Origin of the sequence: Flavobacterium sp. KACC 22761, from assembly GCF_034058155.1 — a bacterium.
GTDB lineage: Bacteria > Bacteroidota > Bacteroidia > Flavobacteriales > Flavobacteriaceae > Flavobacterium.
Window position 1 is genome coordinate 1451639 of sequence record NZ_CP139148.1, and the last position, 19430, is coordinate 1471068.

At 34.1% G+C, this 19430-nt stretch carries 19 protein-coding genes; 6 read left to right on the forward strand and 13 right to left on the reverse strand.

Features of this window, described 5'->3' with window-relative positions; translation table 11 throughout:
* Positions 1-59: 59 nt before the first annotated feature.
* The 7 genes from SCB73_RS06405 to SCB73_RS06435 form a co-directional block, all read right to left on the reverse strand.
* On the reverse strand, positions 60-470 hold the full coding sequence (locus tag SCB73_RS06405; RefSeq protein WP_132987765.1) for a BrxA/BrxB family bacilliredoxin: 411 nt from the start codon (positions 468-470) through the stop codon (positions 60-62).
* Between the two features lie 129 nt (positions 471-599).
* The gene (locus SCB73_RS06410) at positions 600-1028 is read right to left on the reverse strand and encodes an ArsR/SmtB family transcription factor (RefSeq protein WP_320569252.1); all 429 of its coding nucleotides are present in this window, start codon (positions 1026-1028) and stop codon (positions 600-602) included.
* Positions 1029-1140: 112 nt separating this feature from the next.
* Positions 1141-2319 carry a lycopene cyclase family protein gene (locus SCB73_RS06415; RefSeq protein WP_320569253.1) on the reverse strand — a complete coding sequence of 393 codons (1179 nt, stop codon included), beginning with the start codon at positions 2317-2319 and terminating at the stop codon, positions 1141-1143.
* An 18-nt stretch (positions 2320-2337) separates the two neighbouring features.
* Complete coding sequence (locus tag SCB73_RS06420; RefSeq protein ID WP_320569254.1) at positions 2338-2802, reverse strand: thioredoxin family protein; 465 nt, start codon at positions 2800-2802, stop codon at positions 2338-2340.
* Positions 2803-2985: 183 nt separating this feature from the next.
* Positions 2986-5238: a TonB-dependent receptor gene (locus SCB73_RS06425; protein WP_320569255.1), complete on the reverse strand. Its 2253-nt coding sequence runs from the start codon at positions 5236-5238 to the stop codon at positions 2986-2988.
* Between the two features lie 312 nt (positions 5239-5550).
* Positions 5551-6456, reverse strand: a complete 906-nt coding sequence (locus SCB73_RS06430; RefSeq protein WP_320569256.1) for an NAD(P)/FAD-dependent oxidoreductase — start codon at positions 6454-6456, stop codon at positions 5551-5553.
* 11 nt (positions 6457-6467) lie between these two features.
* Entirely contained in the window at positions 6468-6821 is a 354-nt protein-coding gene (locus SCB73_RS06435) for a MerC domain-containing protein (RefSeq protein WP_320569257.1), read from the reverse strand.
* Between the two features lie 93 nt (positions 6822-6914).
* Here SCB73_RS06435 and SCB73_RS06440 point away from each other — a divergent pair, with 93 nt between their 5' ends.
* From SCB73_RS06440 to SCB73_RS06450, 3 genes are all read left to right on the forward strand, one after another.
* Entirely contained in the window at positions 6915-7307 is a 393-nt protein-coding gene (locus SCB73_RS06440) for a Fur family transcriptional regulator (protein ID WP_320569258.1), read from the forward strand.
* Positions 7308-7381: 74 nt separating this feature from the next.
* The gene (locus SCB73_RS06445; protein ID WP_320569259.1) at positions 7382-9250 is read left to right on the forward strand and encodes an Nramp family divalent metal transporter; all 1869 of its coding nucleotides are present in this window, start codon (positions 7382-7384) and stop codon (positions 9248-9250) included.
* A gap of 99 nt (positions 9251-9349) precedes the next feature.
* Complete coding sequence (locus tag SCB73_RS06450) at positions 9350-10003, forward strand: metal-dependent transcriptional regulator (RefSeq protein ID WP_320569260.1); 654 nt, start codon at positions 9350-9352, stop codon at positions 10001-10003.
* 560 nt (positions 10004-10563) lie between these two features.
* Here the strand turns inward: SCB73_RS06450 and SCB73_RS06455 are convergent.
* The 6 genes from SCB73_RS06455 to SCB73_RS06480 all read right to left on the reverse strand — a co-directional run bounded on the left by SCB73_RS06455 (position 10564) and on the right by SCB73_RS06480 (position 16268).
* Entirely contained in the window at positions 10564-10962 is a 399-nt protein-coding gene (locus tag SCB73_RS06455) for a hypothetical protein (protein ID WP_320569261.1), read from the reverse strand.
* Between the two features lie 145 nt (positions 10963-11107).
* Positions 11108-11890, reverse strand: coding sequence for an enoyl-CoA hydratase/isomerase family protein (locus SCB73_RS06460; protein ID WP_320569262.1), 783 nt, complete (start codon positions 11888-11890; stop codon positions 11108-11110).
* A 10-nt stretch (positions 11891-11900) separates the two neighbouring features.
* Positions 11901-13316, reverse strand: coding sequence for an ATP-binding protein (locus SCB73_RS06465; RefSeq protein WP_320570079.1), 1416 nt, complete (start codon positions 13314-13316; stop codon positions 11901-11903).
* A 234-nt stretch (positions 13317-13550) separates the two neighbouring features.
* Positions 13551-14099: a CopD family protein gene (locus tag SCB73_RS06470; protein ID WP_320569263.1), complete on the reverse strand. Its 549-nt coding sequence runs from the start codon at positions 14097-14099 to the stop codon at positions 13551-13553.
* Between the two features lie 84 nt (positions 14100-14183).
* Entirely contained in the window at positions 14184-15197 is a 1014-nt protein-coding gene (hemH, locus tag SCB73_RS06475) for a ferrochelatase (RefSeq protein ID WP_320569264.1), read from the reverse strand.
* Between the two features lie 195 nt (positions 15198-15392).
* Positions 15393-16268: an AraC family transcriptional regulator gene (locus SCB73_RS06480; protein ID WP_320569265.1), complete on the reverse strand. Its 876-nt coding sequence runs from the start codon at positions 16266-16268 to the stop codon at positions 15393-15395.
* 227 nt (positions 16269-16495) lie between these two features.
* Between SCB73_RS06480 and hemA the strand changes: the two genes are divergently transcribed.
* The 3 genes from hemA to SCB73_RS06495 all read left to right on the forward strand — a co-directional run bounded on the left by hemA (position 16496) and on the right by SCB73_RS06495 (position 19425).
* Positions 16496-17746 (forward strand): glutamyl-tRNA reductase, encoded by a 1251-nt coding sequence (gene hemA / locus SCB73_RS06485; RefSeq protein ID WP_111425383.1) that lies wholly within the window; start codon positions 16496-16498, stop codon positions 17744-17746.
* A gap of 90 nt (positions 17747-17836) precedes the next feature.
* Positions 17837-18760, forward strand: a complete 924-nt coding sequence (gene hemC / locus SCB73_RS06490; protein ID WP_320569266.1) for a hydroxymethylbilane synthase — start codon at positions 17837-17839, stop codon at positions 18758-18760.
* The gene (locus SCB73_RS06495) at positions 18760-19425 is read left to right on the forward strand and encodes a uroporphyrinogen-III synthase (protein ID WP_320569267.1); all 666 of its coding nucleotides are present in this window, start codon (positions 18760-18762) and stop codon (positions 19423-19425) included. Before hemC ends, SCB73_RS06495 begins: the two co-directional genes overlap by 1 nt.
* Positions 19426-19430: the final 5 nt, after the last annotated feature.

Genomic DNA, 19430 nt, shown 5'->3' on the forward strand with positions numbered 1-19430 from the left:
CTTCGCTTCTTAAAAAAACTTAGAATCTCAGTAACTTAGAATCTTAGCATCTTTAGGAATTAGCAGAATTCGTTAAACGCATCTTGCAAATTCTCAGCAATCATTTCAGCTGGACGTCCTTCGATGTGGTGACGCTCTAACATGTGAACCAATTCTCCGTTTTTGAACAAAGCCATAGATGGCGATGATGGAGGAAAAGGAAACATATGTTGTCTTGCAGCATCAACAGCTTCTTTGTCAACACCAGCGAAAACTGTAATAAGGTGATCTGGTTTTTTAGCATTATCCAAACTCATTTTTGCTCCCGGACGTGCATTTCTTGCAGCACAACCGCAAACTGAGTTTACAACAACTAAAGTGGTACCTTCAGCTTTGATAGCATTCTCAACAGCTTCAGCACTATGTAAATCTTGAAAACCTGCAGAAGTTAATTCAGCTTCCATTGGTCTTACCATGTCTAGTGGATACATATTTCTTGTTTTTAAATTTTACTTTTGAACTGCAAAGTTACAAAGTTTACTCGCAACTCCTTAATTTCAAGTATAAAGTTTTGTTATAGTTTGATATAAAATTTCGAGCAAAATTATTTCTATCTGATTCTAATCCTCCTTTTTATGTTTTTTGTGCAAAAACTCGTAATTGTATTGCTTCAAATGAGTATTTCGGCTTCTAACTTTTAATTTTGTTCCCAAAACTGTTGATTTATTTTGTTCCGAAATTTCAATAGTCGAAAGATAACTGGTCAAATACTTCCGAAGAATCTGTATTTTATCAACTTCAATAGAATAAATGGTCTTTTTTCCATCGTATTTTATATTGACCAAATTCGCTTTTTTTAATTCCAGCAAATGTTTTGAAATAGTGGACTGCGCGAGCGGAATCAATTCAACTATTTCACCGCAAGTTCTGTTGTTTTTTTTCCACAATAGAGTCATAATCTGAATTCGTACGGCATGCCCGAGAGCTTTGCAAATTTTTCCTATTTCGTCTGTTTCACTATCAAAACCCAACTTTTTTGTAATTCCCATAAATTAGCCGTTCATTAATTTGAATATACAAACTTAACTTGAAAGGCAATTTATTAATCACCTCAAAAAGTCGGAAGAATAAAACAATAAGCCAGATTTTTCAAGGATTGAACTATTTTTTACGATTATAGAATGTTGTGTTAAACAAGGCTTGGATAAAAGGCAATTTCGGGCATTTCATGATAACCCGTAAATCTTCAGCAAAAGAGGTTTTTTCATCCAAGAATTTGAAAATTAACTTAGGATTTCCTTTTTTGAATAAAGAAGAAAAAATAGCACTTCCCAATTCATTATGACGGTGCAGAATATCTAAAAGTAATAAATCATAAAACCAAAAACGGCTTTTTTTATGAAAGTTTGTCATCCTGAGCGAAGTCGAAGGAGCACAAAGAAACGCTACCAATTCCGAAGATTTTTTATCCGAATTTTTAAAAGTATAACCCGTACTGGCTTTTGTCCAACCACCCGCAGTTCCAATATTTAAAACTCTTTTTGTGTTTTTTTCCCAAAAAGGATAACAAGTCATTGGAATACTTCCCTGCTCTTTTTCAAGAATTTGATAGTGGCTTACGCCGAATTTCTCTAGATAAATTTGAATCTCATTTTCATATTCTTCTTTCGGAAGCAATTTTTCTGAAAACAAAGTATATTCAACCAAAGCTTCGGTTTTAGAAATCGGCAAAACATACATAAATCTTGTGTTTCCTTTCTGTTCAACAGAAAAATCCATGAAAGTGGCTTGATTCGGATTAAAAACTTCTGATTCTGATTTTACAAACCATCCCACAAAATGCTGATGTAAAACAGGATATTTCGTTTGATTTTCGGCGAAAGCCTTAGTATAAATGCTGTTGAATAAATAATTGCAGGTATATCTGTTTTCTTCTGTTCCAACAAAAACATGCGTTTCGAGCTCATTGATATCGGTTACTTTCTCATTCAAAAAAGTAATATTTGAATGTTTTGATAATTCTTCGAAAACAAAATTATAAAAATCGATTCCGTTGATTTTGTTGTATTGATAAGGCTTCAACGCCAAATCGCGCTTAAAATTTTCATTGGCAAACAAAGCCAAATCCCATTTTTTTGAGACAATCGAATTCCAAGTTGAATCTTCCTTTTCCCAAAAACACCAAGTTCTGTCGTTGATTTTTTTTGAGTCTTTATCTAGCAGCAAAATTGATTTATCTGAGAATTTACCAGACAAAACCATTTTATAAACAGTCATCAAAGAAGCCAATCCGGCGCCGGTAAAAATGTAATCGAAATGTTTGATTTGTGAAGAATTCATTCTCAAAAATAAGGAATTTTATTCTTTTAGTTTTTCTAAAAGAATTTTAAAATCATTTGGACTCAAATAGATATTATATTGAAAAATGATTTCGTTCTTCTCATTCAAAACACATAAAGTTGGATATGCAATTTGATTATTAATAGTGCCGAGTTGCAAAGCCAATTCATGAACGCCCACATTATTCCCCGAAGGCTGAAATTTAAAAACGTGATTATTAAAACTGATGTCTCGTTTTTCTTCGGCATTAAAATCAATGAAATAGAAATCTGAATTTAATTTTTGAATGATATCAGATTTACTGAAAGTCGTAGCTTTCATTCTTTGGCAAAACTGACACCAATCGGTATGAATAAAAACAATGATTTTTCGTTTTTGAATCTGCTGTAAGCTGTCAATTTCTTCAAAAGAATTACTTTTCAGCTGGCAGAAACCTGTCGCTGAAATTCCGAAGAAGAAGATTAATAGAAAAAGCTTTTTCATTTGTTATTTATTTTTTGCCACAGATTACACAGATTAAATGGATTTTTTTTTTAGATTTTGATTTGCATTTGTCAGGCTGAGCGTAGTCGAAGCCCGTTTCCAATTGGCGAGCCCTTCGACTCCGCTCAGGGTGACAACCAGAAAAAAATCCATTTAATCTGTGAAATCTGTGGCTATAAAAAATCACCTCAAAGTATATCGCAATCCCAAAAACCCACGAATAGTCTGATTTTGCCCATAAACATAAGTCGTATCAAAAGTCAAACCGTACGGATTATCAGGCGTTACCAAAACTTTTCCGGCCGAATCGTATTGCACATTTTTATCAAAAGGATCATTCGTTCCCGAAATCAAAAATGGATTATTTTGCATTGGCGTAAAATTCAGCAAATTTTTGATTCCGCCATAAAGTTCAAAATTCTTCCATCCCGTAAAGGTAAACTGAATATTCTGAATACTGTACCACGGCGAATTTGGATTTCTAGGATCAGTTTCGCTTAACAGAGGCAGTTTCATCGGACTGTAAACATTTCCGGTATAATCCAACAATAAATTTAAAGCTTTTATTCTATACGAAACGCTCCAGGTTGCAGTGAAATTCTCGGTTAAAAAAGGTCTTTCAGAAATTCCGTTCTGAACATTTTTGTTATCCAAAACCGTTGCTCCGACAATAAACTTCAAACCCGATGGAAGATTAAGATCAATATTTGTGCTTATTCCTTGGCTTAATGCATATCCGTCGATATTATCGTAAATAATCTTGTTTGGGTCACTTTCATAGTCCGAAATGATTTTATTGCTAAAACGGGTGTAAAAAGCCGTTGTTTCGATGCCCATAAACGTTCCGTTTCCAAAATTAATTTTCTGAATATAGTTCAAGTTCACATTCACCGACTTTTCTGGCTTCAAATCATTTGCAATTACAACATCTCTCGAACCTGTCAACGCGGCGTGATCTTCAGTAAATAAATTCACTACACGAAATCCGGTTCCAGCATTTAATCTGAAAATCGTGTTTTCATTGGCTTTGAATCGATACGCAAATCTCGGCGTTAAAATTGAGCCATGAATCGAATTATAATCATAACGCATCCCTAACAAAACTTGACTTTTTCGAGAAAACGTAATTTCGTCCTGAACAAAAATTCCCGGCAACCAAGTATTTTCAGGTTCATTTGTCGCTGGAGTATTATCGTCATAATAAGTATATCGGCTAGCGATTCCGGCCAATAAATCATTTCGTCCAATTTTTTTATCCCAAGTCAATTGCAGAAAACCAATTTTCTGATTTGCGATATACGAAGTCGTTCCGTAGCGACTGTCTTGATAATGCACATTTCCAGAGAACGAAAGCATCAGTTTTTCTTCAAATGGCAATTGATAACTTCCTATTAATTCGGCTCTTTTGGTATAAATACTTTCGCCGTAAATTTCGTCGCCTCCGCGGAATTTCTTTTCCCAGCGCACATCTCCGCCCCAGCGATCTTCGTACATTCCACGGGCTGCGATCGTAAAAATACGATTATGATTTCGCAGAAAACTCCATTTATTAAAAACCGAAATCCGGTCAGATAGCGTCACATCCGTAAAATTGTCTTTGTCCTTATCGATAACCTGATTGTAATTGAAATAATTAAGACCTAAAAGTGCGTTTGCTTTTTTCCCAACATTGAATTTCAGTCCCAAATCTAGATTATTTTCGAAATAAGTCGTCGTAAAATAATCTGCAGAAAACATTGGAGCATTTGTTGGATTTTTAGTTATGATGTTAATCAAACCGCCAACCGCTTCACTTCCGTAAAGAGACGAAGCCGGACCTTTTACGATTTCGATTCGTTCCACCAAAGAATTCGGAATTCCAGACAAACCATAAACCGTCGAAAGATTGCTTACAATTGGCATTCCGTCAATCAAGACCAAAGTATAAGGCCCTTCCAATCCGTTGATATGAATGTCGCCCGTGTTGCAGACACCGCAATTCAGCTGTGGCCGAACGCCATTTATATTTTGAAGCGCATCGTAAATACTTGGAGTCGGGTTTTTTTTGAAGAAAACCGGCGAATAAACCTCAACCGGAACAGCACTTTCTAAATGTTTTACCGGTTTTAAAGTTCCAGAAACCACCACTTCATTCAATTCATTTTGGTCTTCGGTCAATTCAAAATCAAGACTTAAATTTTGGTTTTCTAAGAGAGATATTCGTTGGGTTATTGATTTAAATCCTGTTGAAGTTATATTGATTTTATAAGTCCCTGTTGGAATGTTTTCGAATTTATAAAACCCCAAAGAATCTGTTTGCGTTTTAAAGTTTGTATTTAACAAAGTGATATTAATTTCCTGTCCAGCAGGAATTAATCCGTTAATTTTTCCCGAGATATTTTGCGAATTAAGGCGTGTAGCAGAAATTATTACTATTGTCAAAAATAAATATTTCATTATTATAAAATTAAATTTAGACAAAACTAAAAATTAAATTTGATAAATATTGTTTCTGGCTATAATAATTTTAAACGGATTGAATTCAATGTGTTAGATTTTTGTTTTTATCACACAAAACAAAGTCTCAAAATTGTTTTATTAAATTCATTATGATTAATCACGCAAAGACGCAGAGACGCGAAGTTTTTTTCTAAACCATATCAGTCATATAAGTTCATTTCAAACCAAACTTAAATCATCTTATATGACTTATATGGTGTAATTTCTCCTTCGCGACTTTGCGTCTTTGCGAGAAATTTTCAGCGCGCGCTAGAAATCTTCGTCGATAAGATCTTTATTGATAACCGCTCCGGCGAAAGAACCGGTAGAAACCGCAATAGCCACAGATCGCATTTGAGTCGTACAATCTCCACTAGCATAAATTCCTGGAACATTTGTTTTTTGCATGGCATCCACTTTTAGTAAACCTTGTTCGTTTATATCGCAACCCAAATCTTTGGGCAACGAACAATGTTGTTCAAATGGCGGTCTTGCGTAAATGGCTTTTACCTCAACTTTTTCATTGTTTTTAAAAACGATATTCGAAACATATCCATCATTATGCTCAAACGAATCTATTTCATCTTCAAAAATTGAAATACCCTTTTCCTTCAGAATCCGAGTTTGTTCCAAAGTCATTTCCGATCTTCCATTAGTAAATAATCGTAAATCTTTTGTCCAATTGGAGATTAATTTTGCGTATTCAAAAGCCATTTCGCCATTGGCAATAATCGCTGTTTTTTCATTTTTAACCTCATAACCATGACAATACGGACAATGCAAAACCGAGATTCCCCAGCAATCTGAAAAACCCTTTATTTCCGGCAATAAATCTTTTGCTCCACTTGCGAACAAGATTTTTCTGGAATTGAAAACTTCCCCTGATTCTGTTGAAACTTCAAATCCATTTTCTTTTTTAATTGCTTTTAAGGCTAGCCCGTTATAAAAATAAATTGTTTTATAAAGATCAACTTGTAATTTGGCTTTCGCCGAAATAACAGCAGGCTTCTCTCCGTCTTGTGTAATAAAATTATGCGAATGCGGTGTTTGTCTGTTGCAAGGCAATCCGCTGTCAATAACCAAAACCTGACGAAGCGAACGCCCTAAACTCATAGAAGCTGATAATCCGCTATAACTTCCACCAATGATAATCACTTCAAAATTCTTCTGTTCCATAATGCTAATTTTTAATGATTTTGTTTTCTGTGTAAATTGTAATTCAACAAATGCCCTACAATCATTCCGAAACCTCCGAAGTAGATCAGGTCAAGATGAATTTCAAATAAGATTTCGCTCAAAATACTGATCCAAATCAAACTCATCGAAATGATCAAAATTGAAGATACCAAAAGAGCGGATTTTTTTATAATTTTGATAATCGCAAATAAACCAAAAGAAGCAAAAATCAAATCGATAATTGGGTTGTGAATTAGCCCTAAAGGGAGAATGGTTAGTATTGGAAAAATCAAACAATGAACCAAGCAAAATGCCGCACTAGAGATTCCCAAAATATCGTAAAAAGATGTCGTTATTTTCTTCATTTATTTTATATTTGCTTAATGCAATTTTGTTGCAAATATACATGATTTTACACAATCGCAACATTGTTGCGATAATTTTTTTTAAAATTAAAAATGAAAGCTACACGTAACACAACAGCAAAGACGGCCGTTTTAGAGGTTTTTGAAAAAGCTAATACCGCCTTGTCTCACACAGAAATTCAAAAACAACTGAACGATGTATGCGACCGCGTGACCATTTATAGAATTCTTGATAGACTTTTGAACGATGATATTATTCATAAAATTTCAAACCTTGATGGGACGGTAAAATATGCAAAATGCAATCATTCCAACCAGCGTGTTCACATTCATAATCATGCTCATTTTAGTTGTGAAAATTGCCATGAAATTACTTGTCTTGAAACTGTAAAGCCGAGCTATATAATGCCCCATAATTATAAAGTGACAGAGATCAATTTTACTCTTTCTGGCTTATGTCCAAAATGTTTAAATTCTAACATTTAGGTTTTAGGCTTGTCTAAAAATATTGTTTCGCGAATATAATTTTTACCTATATTTGTGAAAACAATACTTTTACAATGGCCAAATCTTTAGAAGAAGTAAACCAATCCGTTGCTACGGAACATAAAAAAACCGGATTCAGAAAAATATTAGCCTTTTTAGGCCCTGCTTATTTAGTTAGCGTTGGCTATATGGATCCTGGCAACTGGGCAACAGATATCGCAGGTGGAAGCCAATTTGGTTATACTTTAGTCTGGGTTTTATTGATGAGCAACTTAATGGCTTTGCTTTTGCAAAGTTTGAGCGCACGGCTCGGAATTGTAACACAGCGCGACCTTGCGCAAGCTTCAAGAGAAACCTATTCAAAATACATCAATTACATTTTGTATTTTTTAGCCGAAATCGCCATTGCAGCTTGTGATTTGGCAGAAGTTCTCGGAATGGCAATCGGGATTAATCTTTTATTCGGAATTCCACTTCTTGAAGGTGTTTTGATTACCGTTTTAGATACTTTTCTTCTTTTATTCTTAATCAATAAAGGAATCCGCAAAATGGAAGCTTTCATAATTGCTTTGGTCGCGATTATTGGTTTTTCTTTCATTTTTGAAATGATTTTTGCTGAACCAGAAATTCATAAAATCATCGGCGGACTTGTGCCTTCAATTCCAAATTCGGCTGCGCTTTATATTGCAATCGGGATTATCGGAGCAACTGTAATGCCTCATAACTTGTATCTGCATTCTTCTTTGGTGCAAACCAGAAAATTTGATCGCACTCCAGCCGGAATCAAACAAGCTTTGAAATATAACCTTATCGATTCGACAATTGCCTTGAATTTGGCTTTTTTTGTAAACACCGCAATCCTAATTCTTGCAGCGGCGACATTTCATAAAAACGGAATGTTTGAAGTTGCCGAAATTCAAGATGCGCATCAATTTCTTGAGCCTTTATTGGGAACAAAATGGGCACCAATTTTATTTGCTGTCGCGTTAATAGCCGCGGGGCAAAGCTCAACCGTTACCGGAACTTTGGCTGGACAAATTGTAATGGAGGGTTATCTTCATTTTAGAATTCAGCCTTGGGTTCGTAGAATTATTACACGCTTGATAGCTATTATACCTGCTTTAGTAGTGATTTATATTTACGGCGAAAGCGTCACGGGAAAACTACTGATTTTAAGCCAAGTCATTCTTAGTCTGCAGTTGGGATTTGCAATTATTCCGCTGATTCACTTTGTGAGTGATAAATCAAAAATGAATGGTTTTCATATTTCAAGAACGACTCAGATTGTTTCCTGGGTTATTGCTTCAATCATTGTTTCGCTAAATGCAAAATTAGTTTATGACGAAATCACTTCTTGGCTCGAAACTTCTAATAATCCAACGATCTTATGGTTAACGGTTGTTCCGTTGGCTTTTGGATTCTCAGCATTATTGCTATACATCATTTTTAAACCGTTTATTGCCAAATTCAAAGCAAAAACAATCAACCATTCGCCACATAATCTAAAACTTCATTTTTCTCAAAAGAAAACTCATGAAGTTAAAAATATCGCTGTTTCTGTGGATTTTTCAAATGCTGATGAAGCTGCGCTTAACCATGCATTCGAATTGGGCGGAATGCACGCAAAATACACGCTTATTCACATTGTCGAAACTGTTGGCGCTTTGATCTACGGAATTCATATTCATGATCATGAAACCACTGTCGATGAAAAATTATTATTAAATTACAAAGAAATGCTTTCGCAAAAGGGCTTTAAAATTGAAACAGAACTCGGTTTTGGGAAACCGGATAAGATAATCCCAGAAATCATCAATAACGGAAATTTCGACATTCTTGTTATGGGAACTCACGGCCACACTGGCCTAAAAGATATTCTTTTTGGCACAACGGTCGATAAATTGAGACATAAAATTTCAATACCTTTGTTGATTGTTAAATAAAAGTTGCTAAGGTGCTAAGCTGCTAAGATGCTAAGGTTTTTTAAACCTTAAAAGAAAACTTACAAACTTACAAACTTAGGAGCTTAGAAGCTTAAAGAAATGACTTTTTCAGAAGAAAACTACTTAAAATCAATCTATCACTTGACTGCCGCTTTGGAAACCGAAGTCAGCACAAATGCTATTGCAGAAATCATGGAAACAAAGGCTTCCTCTGTAACAGATATGCTTAAAAAGCTTGCAGAGAAAGATTTGGTTAATTATAAAAAATACCAAGGCGTTTCATTGACCGAAAATGGAAAATTGGCCGCAAAAATGATTGTGAGAAAACACCGCCTTTGGGAAGTTTTTTTAGTTGAAAAACTAAATTTCAGTTGGGATGAAGTGCATGAAATTGCAGAGCAATTGGAACACATCAAATCGGAACAATTAATTAATCGCTTAGATGATTTTTTAGGAAATCCGACTGAAGATCCACATGGCGATCCAATTCCAGATGCAAACGGAAGAATCATCAAAATCGAAAAACATCTTTTATCTGAATTGGAAGAAAATCAAACCGGAGTTTGTGTAGGTGTTAAGGACACTTCTTCAGAATTTTTAAAGTATCTGGACAAGCAAGAAATTGCTTTAGGCTCTAAAATCGAGTTTTTATCTAAAGAATCTTTTGATTTATCGGTCCGAATTAAAGTAAATGAAAGAGAATTGTCAATTTCAAATAAAATAGCATCAAACTTGTTTGTAAAACTGGTTTAAAGAATCTTTTTTGTCTTTAAAAAATCTAAATTGACAAATCGTTTTTCTAGATAGTGGATCAATTTGTCTGCCCTATTCAACGTTAACAAGTTTACTTTTATTCGTTTTTTGTCTTTTGAATTTGTTTCAATGTAAAGCACAAAATGATTAACATGATAGCCTTTTATTTCACTAAATTCTAAAGTGCGCGTAATAAATGCATTTTTTGAAACAATAACATTTTTTTTTAGTATAATCTTTTTGCTAAAAACGGCTATAATTAAAATAGTTCCCGAAATAATTATAGCAAGTATAATTAATGGAGTTAAGTAAAACAGATAATTTGTAGAACTACATGCATCATACAATTTTGACGCAAAAGAATCCTCTGGCAAAGAAATAAAAGGAATGACGAATAGACCAATTAAAGCGATTATCAATGAAATTGTAAAAAAAGTAATAAAGGCTTTTAATCGATCTGACACACCAAAAACATTCCCTCTCATTATTTTTTATTTAAACCAATACAAAAATAATTGATTTTTCTTACAAAAAAATAATCAGAAGTTATTTTAACAATTTTACAATAGTCCTTTCTCGACCATTTCAAGCATTACTGGCGAAGCGTTTTTAAATGTTGGAGGTTGTTCAATAATACTTCCTGCATTTTTCTTGTTTACCTTGAAAGTCAAATCATTAACTGTTGTAAACAAAAGTGCCGTAAGAAACGGTTTCTTGATATAAGATCCTAAAATCAACAAAGCTTCATCTAAAGAATGAAAACTTTCAATTTCTTCGGTTTTATAACGCGTTGTTAGCGAGATTGACATTGTATCATCTTCATTCAAAACCAATCTAAAATAGATGTTTTTGATTTCGGTGTCGCCCATTGTTTTTGCCAAAGTCAGCTTTGCGAAAGTGCCGCTTTGAATGCTTTCTTTAACTCGTTCACAAAAAAGGGTGAATATTGGTTCGTACATTTTTTTTAAGATTCTAAGTTGCTAAGATACTAAGGTTCTAAGTTTTTAACCTTTGTCTAATATTATAACGCAAAGCTACGCAAAGATTTAAATAAAATTTTCTTTGCGACTTTGTGTTATCTTCATGTGACTTTGCGGAATAACTTTATTTCCCTGTAAATTCAGCTTTACGTTTTTCTAAAAAGGCTGTTGTTCCTTCTTTAAAATCTTGAGTTCCGAAACATTCTCCAAATGATTTTATTTCGGTATCAAAACCATTTTTGCCATCCTTGAAATTAGCGTTTATTGATTTTATTGCTTTTCCGATTGCAAAAGGCGCATTTTTAATGATTTTTTGAGCAATTACTTTTGTAAATGATAAAAGCTCTTCTTGAGGCACAACATGATTTACCAAACCGTACTCTTTTGCTTGTTCGGCAGTAATCATTGCCGCCGTCATGATCATTTCCATCGCACGACCTTTACCAACTAATTGTGGCAAGCGCTGTGTCCCTCCATATCCAGGAATTAATCCTAGAGTAACTTCCGGAAGTCCCATTTTTGCATTGTCTGAAGCAATTCTAAAATGACAAGCCATTGCCAATTCTAATCCGCCTCCTAATGCAAATCCGTTAACGGCTGCAATAACAGGTTTTTTAAGTCCTTCTATAAAATCAAAAAGTGATTCTTGTCCTTCGGCTGCTAATTGTGCTCCTTCAACAACAGTATAATTGGCAAATTCTGAAATATCTGCTCCGGCAACAAATGCTTTTTCTCCGCTTCCGGTCAAAATTATAACTCGGACATCATCATTCTTGCTTAACAATTTAATTGCATCGCTCAAGTCACTAATTGTTTCCTTGTTTAAAGCATTTAATTTTGCTGGTCTATTAATCGTAATTGTTGCAATTCTCTCCTCTATTGCAATTAAGATATTTTCGTAGTTCATGACACTGATTTTATGAGTTTGTGATTGGTAACGAAACTGTAAAAGTCGTTCCTTTTCCGTATGTTGATTCAAAGGTAATTGTTCCTTTGTAATTTTCGATGATGTTTTTGATAATTCCAAGTCCAAGTCCCATACCGCTGGTTTTGGTAGTAAATTTAGGCTCGAAGATTCGGCCGATATCTTGTTTCTGAATTCCGATTCCGTTGTCTTTTACATCAATTTCAACATGATCATTTCGTCTTTTTATTGATACAACAATCGATTTCTGAAACTGATTCTCTGAAATTGCCTGAGTAGCGTTTTTAACCAAATTGGTAATGACACGTATTAATTGCGTACGATCCATTTTGGAAATGATTTCTTCTTCTTCTTTTTCAAAAGAAATGTATTCTTCGTTAAAGATATCCAAAGCCAATTCAACAACCTCAACGACATTCAAAGTTTCGTTTTGCTGCGCTGGCATTGAAGCAAAGTTCGAAAACGCCGAAGCAACAGCTGTCATCGTATCGATTTGTTGAATTAAAGTCTCCGAATAATCATTCATTTTCTGTTTTACATCGGGATCATTTGGATCAAATTTTCTTTGGAAACTCTGAACCGTCAAACGCATCGGCGTAAGCGGATTTTTGATTTCATGCGCGACTTGTTTTGCCATTTCGCGCCAAGCTTCTTCACGTTCACTTTGTGCTAATTTGATAGCACTGGTTTCTAATTTGTCCACCATTCCGTTATACGCTTTTATCAAGAAGTTGACTTCTTTGCTGTTTGCTTCTAAAACAATTTTCTCGTTTTTCTGATCCAAATTAGTTTCTTCCAAACGATCTGAAATGGTTTTTAATGATTTTGTAATATAAGTTGAAAGCAAATAGGCCAGTCCAAAAGCCACAATCAGCATAAAAGAATAGACTTGGCTTAAACGAATCAAGAAAGTATTCAACTCATTATCGTAATAACCATCATCTTCCAAATAAGGAAGATTTAAAATTCCGAGCGGTTTGAATTTTTCGTCTTTAATTAAACTATATGAAGATCGGTTTTTAACTCCATCAATCGTTTTGATATCAACAAATCGCTTTTCGATAGAAGAACGAACGAGTTTTAATATATATTCTGGAATTGGTGGTGGCGCTTTATCAACAGCAAAAGACTCTTTTGAAGATTTTAAGAGTTTTCCGTCGAGACTGTAAATATTGATTTCAATTTTATGAATCTGAGCTAATTCGTGGATTTTATCTTTAAAGATCAAATCTAGATTTTGAGTTTTTAGCGGATATGTTGTAGTCGAAAGCACATAATTGATGTGTTCTTTTACCGCATTTTCTTTTCGTTCTAAACGCTCCTGATGGTATTCTTTCGCCTCGGTTTTAAACTGAATAATCGAAATCGAAGCCAATAAAAAAGATGCCACAACAATCAATACAATCATCGACAGGAATATCCTGGTACGAAGCGATAGCATTGACATTTTGAAGTTGTTTAGCATAATTTTCTTTTTTGCCACGAATTACACGAATTTACGCTAATTATTTTTTTCTGCCACAGATTAAAATGATTAATGGGATTATACGCAACGCTAAAAAATCATTAAAGTACTTTTAATCTGTGGCAAAAAATTATAAAATTTAATTCGTGCTAATTTGTGAAATTCGTGGCAACCTCTTTATTTTTTTTCTCGAATGCGCTTATAAAAACGGAATCCCAGCATAATTAAAACCGAGAATAAAATAATTCCGATTACGCCGAAAATCCAGTCGATGGCACTTTTTAAAACTACTAAAAAGACAACAGCAAACAAAATAATCGTTGCGCCTTCGTTCCATAAACGCATGAAATTATTCGAATATTTCACCTCATCATTTTGCAATTGCTTAAAAATCTGATGGCATTTTCCGTGATATAAATATAAAAGGAAAACGAAACATAATTTTACGTGCATCCAAGATTGTGTAAGCCAAATATGTCCTGCTTCTGTAAAAAACAGCATCCAAAAAGCAAAGATACTTGCCAAAACCGCCGATGGCCATGTAATAATGTACCACAAACGGTAGGCCATAATTTTGTATTGCGCCTGTAGAATTTCTTTTTCTGGCGAAGGTTTTTCACTGGCTTCAATTTGATAAACAAACAAACGCACAATATAAAATAAACCAGCAAACCAAGTAATCACAAAAATGAGGTGCAGTGATTTTAGATAGTTATAGTATTCCATTATTTTTTGTTTCAGGTTTCAGGTTTCAGGTTTCAAGTTAATCAACTTTGAGAAAAACTTGAAACTTTAAACCTGAAACAAATTTTATTTAGCCCAATCATTAATCCAGTTAGAAACCGTTTGGCACCATTCGTCATCATCATTCAAACAAGGAATTGCCAAGAACTCTTCTCCTCCTTTTGCTTCAAAATCTTCTTTGGCGCGCATGGCGATTTCTTCTAAAGTTTCTAAACAATCGGAAACGAAAGCCGGAGTAACAACTGCTAATTTTTTAATTCCTTTTGCAGGCATATTATCAATTTCAACATCTGTGTAAGGTTCTAGCCATTTGTCTCCTGCTAAACGAGATTGGAAAGTCAAACTGTATTTGTCTTCAGGAAGTCCTAATAATTTAACGACTTGTCTTGTTGTTTCATAACACTGGTGACGGTAGCAGAATTCATGTGCCGGAGATGGCGTGTTACAGCAAGAACCGTCAATTTTACAATGTGATTTTGTCACGTCCGTTTTGCGAATATGGCGCTCTGGAATTCCGTGGTATGAAAACAATAAATGATCATATTCAAATCCAACTAAATGTTTCTGAATAGAATCTGCTAAGTTTTTGATGTAATCCGGTTTGTTGTAAAATGCCGGAACATCTGTAAATTTCATGTGCGGGAATTTCTTCTTGCGAATTTCTTCTGCTTTAACCAAAATAGTCAAAGTTGAAGCCATTGCATATTGCGGATATAAAGGAAAAAGCATTACATCTGTAACTCCTTTATCGCTCAATTCTTGAAGTCCTTTTTCGATTGTCATACTTCCGTAACGCATTGCCAAAGAAACGGGAACATTTACTAAAGGCTGTACTTTTTGCTGCATTCTTTCTGAAAGAACCACTAATGGAGACCCTTCTTCCCACCAGATTTTTGAATATGCGTGCGCAGATTCTTCTGGCCTTTTTCTTAAAATAATTCCTCGAACTAATAATGCTCTTAATAAATACGGAACGTCAATCACGTATTTATCCATTAAAAATTCATCTAAATAAGGTTTAACATCTTTTGGAGTTGGACTGTCTGGAGAACCTAAGTTTACTAATAATACGCCTTTCATTATGTTTTTTGCTTTTAAGCTTTTTGTTTGTTTTTAAAAATTTCAGCAAAAGTAAACGCTGTACTTTATTCGAAATATGATAATTATTACTTTTTAATTATTGTAGAATATCTAAAATCAATTTCTCTCGCAGATTTGGGAGATTTAGCAGATTAAAAATTCGTGCTAATTAGTGAAATTAGTGGCAAACCCTTTTTAAACATTCGCATTAATCGACATCAAATATTTTTTTGGTGTTGTTCCGAATTTCTTTTTGAATGCTGCTATAAAATGACTTCCGGTGCTGTAGCCTATTTTCAATCCAACTTCGTTTACATTATATGATCCGCTATCTAGTAGTTTTCTAGCAAAATCCATTTTATAATCGAAAAGAAAACCATAAACCGTATCGCCGTAAATTTGTTTGAAACCCATTTTAAGTTTTTTCAAATTTAAACCGATTTCATCTGCTAGTTCTTGTAATCCTGGCGGTTCGGCCATATTAGCGATTACAATTTCTTTGGCTTTTCTGATTTTCAAAACATTGTCTTCGTCAATCAAAAACGGACATTGTTCTGCATTCGGATCTTCGGTTCTGTTAAAATACAAACTCAGTAATTCGTATCCTTTTCCTTTATAATAAAGATTTTTTATCGATGGATGAAGATTGTAATGAAACAACTGACTCAAAACAATTGCCATCGACGGACTGATATTTCCTTCGTTATAATATTTCTTATCCTTATTGTCAGGACTTAAAAAAGTAATATAGTTGGCTTCGGCAGAAAATAATGCGTGAAATTTCTTGATTGAAACAATTACTGAAATCGCCCACGAGTTAGGAGCCAGCTCTAAATTTAGCGGCAATTCTTTCTGTGGATTGTATAAAAGCAACGATTTTTCTTCTTTCAACTCTAAAGCATAATTGCCTTGATTGAATAAAAATTTTGCGTTTCCTTTTATCCCGAAGTGAAACTGTATCAGACCAGTACCTATTATTTCGTGCTGTGCATAGAAAGATTCTGAACCATCATTTTGAAAACGAATCAGCGTAAAGTCGTCTTCAATTTTTATAACTTCTTGAGAACTCATAGCGATATTTTTTTGAAACGAAAATCAAAACAAACTCAAAATGTTATTTAGAACGACTCTAAACTAATCACTTCAAATGAGTTGATTTTGCTACAAAAGTAGTCCTTTTTACTCAAAAACACCTATTTAGGTTCAAAAAAACATACAGCGACATAAAAAGTACTTTTAGCGTTATTTTTATCGATGGTATAGTAATAATTTTGTTGCACTTTTATGAAAGTGAATTTATGGAAAACAATAACGTACCGAAACACCTTTATTTTTACTCAGTTGGTCTGAGTTATAAAAAAGCTGATGCTGAGGTCAGAGGTCAATTTAGTTTGGATGCAGTTGCGAAAACTCGCCTGCTGGAACAAGCTAAAAACGAGGGAATCGAAAGTTTAATAGTTACTTCAACTTGCAACAGAACCGAAATCTACGGTTTTGCTGAACATCCATTTCAATTAATAAAACTTATTTGCGATAATAGTAACGGATCTGTAGATGCTTTTCAAAAAGTAGGTTTCGTTTACAAAAATCAAGAAGCAATCAATCACTTATTTCGTGTAGGAACTGGTTTAGATAGTCAGATTTTAGGCGATTTTGAAATTATATCTCAAATAAAAACCAGTTTTACGCATTCAAAATCAATGGGATTAGCCAATGCTTTTACAGAAAGACTGGTAAATGCGGTAATTCAGGCGAGCAAGAGAATTAAAACAGAAACAGAAATAAGTTCTGGTGCTACTTCAGTTTCTTTTGCTTCGGTTCAATATATTCTGAAAAACGTTGAAGATATCAGCAACAAAAATATTTTACTTTTTGGAACTGGAAAAATCGGAAGAAATACCTGCGAGAATTTAGTAAAACATACTAAAAACGAGCACATCACTTTGATCAACAGAACTAAAGATAAAGCAGAGAAATTAGCAGGAAAATTAAATCTGATTGTTAAAGATTACTCTGAATTACATTTAGAACTTCAAAAAGCCGATGTCGTAGTTGTTGCAACTGGCGCGCAAAACCCAACGGTTGACAAAGCAATCTTAAATCTTAAAAAACCTTTGTTGATTCTGGATTTATCTATTCCGAAAAACGTTCATGAAAATGTTGAGGAATTAGAAGGTGTAACTTTAATTCACATGGATTATTTGTCTCAATTGACAGATGAAACACTGGAAAACAGAAAATTACACATTCCGGCTGCTGAAGCGATCATCGAAGAAATCAAAGAAGAATTTGTTACTTGGATGAAAGGCAGAAAATTTGCTCCAACAATTAATGCTTTAAAAGAGAAATTAAACGCTATTAAAGCTTCTGAATTGGATTTTCAAAGCAAAAAAATCGCTGATTTTAATGAAGAGCAAGCTGAAATCATCAGTAACAGAATCATCCAGAAAATCACTACTCATTTTGCAAATCATTTAAAAGACGACGATACCATGGTTGATGAAAGCATCGAATGGATCGAAAAAGTCTTCAAAATAAAAGCATCTTAATTTTAGTTTTACCATTAAGATATTAAGAAAGTTAAGTTTCTAAACCTTAATTCACTTAATATCTTAATGGTAAAATTTTAATACAAAAACATGGCAGAAAAAACAATCAGAATAGGAACGCGCGATAGCGAATTAGCACTTTGGCAAGCACACACTGTAGAAAAAAAACTAAACGATTTAGGTTATAAAACCTCAATTGTTGCGGTAAAATCTCAGGGTGACATTATTCTTGATAAGCCACTTTATGAATTAGGAATCACTGGAATTTTCACTAAAACCTTAGACATTGCTATGATTAATGGTGACGTTGATATTGCAGTGCATTCGATGAAAGATGTTCCGACAGCTTTACCAAAAGGTATCGTTCAAGGTGCCGTTTTGCCAAGAGCCAATGTTTTGGATATTTTAGTTCATAAAGGAAATCCTGATTTTACAAATCCGAGCACCATTGCAACCGGAAGTTTACGTCGTCAGGCGCAATGGTTCAATAAATACCCAAACCATACGGTTGTTGATTTACGTGGAAACGTGAATACGCGTATGCAAAAACTTCAGGATAATGAATGGGACGGAGCTGTTTTTGCCGCTGCAGGTTTGGAGCGCATCAACTTAAAACCTGAAAATTACATCAATTTAGATTGGATGATTCCAGCTCCGGCTCAAGGTGCAATGCTTGTGGTGGCAATGGAAAACGACAATTATACTTTGGATGCTCTTTCGCAGTTAAATGATATCGAGACTGAAATTTGCACATACATAGAACGTCAGTTTTTGAGAACGCTTGAAGGTGGATGTACTGCCCCAATTGGAGCTTTAGTAACGTATAACGAGGACGAAGATACTTTGCATTTTCAAGGTGTTTTACTTTCTATTGACGGAAAACAAAAACTAGAAATCAACAAAACGGTTGATATTTCTGAATGGAAAAAATTAGGCTTTAATTCTGCTCAGGAGATTTTGAATAATGGAGGAACGGAATTAATGCAGAAAATCAAAGAATCTCTAAAGAAATAATGGCAAATCCAGTTCAGATATTATCTACTAAAATATTATCTCCTCTTCATAAACAGGAACTAATGAAATATGGCGTTGAGTTGATCGAAGCCGATTTCATTAAAACCGAAAACAAGCCTTTCGAATTAAAAGATCTTAATGAAAGTTTAATTTTTACAAGTCAAAATGCCGTTCACAGTGTTTTAGCTCATCCTAATTCTGAAGAATTAAAGAAAAAAAACGTGTATTGCGTTGGACTTAAAACCAAAACGCTTTTAAGCGATAATGGCTTTAATGTCGTGGCTTACACAGGTTATGCTGCAGATTTAGCTGAAATTATCACTTTGATTTACGGAAATGAAAGTTATACTTTTTTCAGTGGAAATCTAAGAAGAGACACTTTACCAGACGCTTTAAAAGAAAACGGAATTAAATTCAATGAAATTCAGGTTTACGAAACCACATTACAACCGCAGAAAATAAAAGCAAATCCAGAAGCGATTTTGTTTTTTAGTCCGTCTGGAGTTAAAAGTTATTTGAAACACAATGCTATAAATAAACAAATCTGCTTTTGCATTGGCGATACGACCGCAGAAGCTTTAAATAAAATCACAAAAAACATTATCGTCGCTGATCAACCAACAATTGAAGATGTGATTGAAGATGTAATTCACGAATACAAATAAAAACC

What these genes read in the sequence shown, in the direction of transcription:
- hemC (WP_320569266.1), top strand. Translation starts at nt 17,837, where the DNA reads ATGGCAGAAAAAACAATCAGAATAGGAACGCGCGATAGCGAATTAGCA.
- SCB73_RS06450 (WP_320569260.1), top strand. Translation starts at nt 9,350, where the DNA reads ATGACTTTTTCAGAAGAAAACTACTTAAAATCAATCTATCACTTGACT.
- SCB73_RS06440 (WP_320569258.1), top strand. Translation starts at nt 6,915, where the DNA reads ATGAAAGCTACACGTAACACAACAGCAAAGACGGCCGTTTTAGAGGTT.
- SCB73_RS06425 (WP_320569255.1), bottom strand. Translation starts at nt 5,238, where the DNA reads ATGAAATATTTATTTTTGACAATAGTAATAATTTCTGCTACACGCCTT.
- SCB73_RS06420 (WP_320569254.1), bottom strand. Translation starts at nt 2,802, where the DNA reads ATGAAAAAGCTTTTTCTATTAATCTTCTTCTTCGGAATTTCAGCGACA.
- SCB73_RS06445 (WP_320569259.1), top strand. Translation starts at nt 7,382, where the DNA reads ATGGCCAAATCTTTAGAAGAAGTAAACCAATCCGTTGCTACGGAACAT.
- SCB73_RS06405 (WP_132987765.1), bottom strand. Translation starts at nt 470, where the DNA reads ATGTATCCACTAGACATGGTAAGACCAATGGAAGCTGAATTAACTTCT.
- SCB73_RS06435 (WP_320569257.1), bottom strand. Translation starts at nt 6,821, where the DNA reads ATGAAGAAAATAACGACATCTTTTTACGATATTTTGGGAATCTCTAGT.
- SCB73_RS06410 (WP_320569252.1), bottom strand. Translation starts at nt 1,028, where the DNA reads ATGGGAATTACAAAAAAGTTGGGTTTTGATAGTGAAACAGACGAAATA.
- SCB73_RS06480 (WP_320569265.1), bottom strand. Translation starts at nt 16,268, where the DNA reads ATGAGTTCTCAAGAAGTTATAAAAATTGAAGACGACTTTACGCTGATT.
- SCB73_RS06465 (WP_320570079.1), bottom strand. Translation starts at nt 13,316, where the DNA reads ATGATTGTATTGATTGTTGTGGCATCTTTTTTATTGGCTTCGATTTCG.
- SCB73_RS06455 (WP_320569261.1), bottom strand. Translation starts at nt 10,962, where the DNA reads ATGTACGAACCAATATTCACCCTTTTTTGTGAACGAGTTAAAGAAAGC.
- hemA (WP_111425383.1), top strand. Translation starts at nt 16,496, where the DNA reads ATGGAAAACAATAACGTACCGAAACACCTTTATTTTTACTCAGTTGGT.
- SCB73_RS06470 (WP_320569263.1), bottom strand. Translation starts at nt 14,099, where the DNA reads ATGGAATACTATAACTATCTAAAATCACTGCACCTCATTTTTGTGATT.
- SCB73_RS06460 (WP_320569262.1), bottom strand. Translation starts at nt 11,890, where the DNA reads ATGAACTACGAAAATATCTTAATTGCAATAGAGGAGAGAATTGCAACA.
- SCB73_RS06495 (WP_320569267.1), top strand. Translation starts at nt 18,760, where the DNA reads ATGGCAAATCCAGTTCAGATATTATCTACTAAAATATTATCTCCTCTT.
- SCB73_RS06430 (WP_320569256.1), bottom strand. Translation starts at nt 6,456, where the DNA reads ATGGAACAGAAGAATTTTGAAGTGATTATCATTGGTGGAAGTTATAGC.
- SCB73_RS06415 (WP_320569253.1), bottom strand. Translation starts at nt 2,319, where the DNA reads ATGAATTCTTCACAAATCAAACATTTCGATTACATTTTTACCGGCGCC.
- hemH (WP_320569264.1), bottom strand. Translation starts at nt 15,197, where the DNA reads ATGAAAGGCGTATTATTAGTAAACTTAGGTTCTCCAGACAGTCCAACT.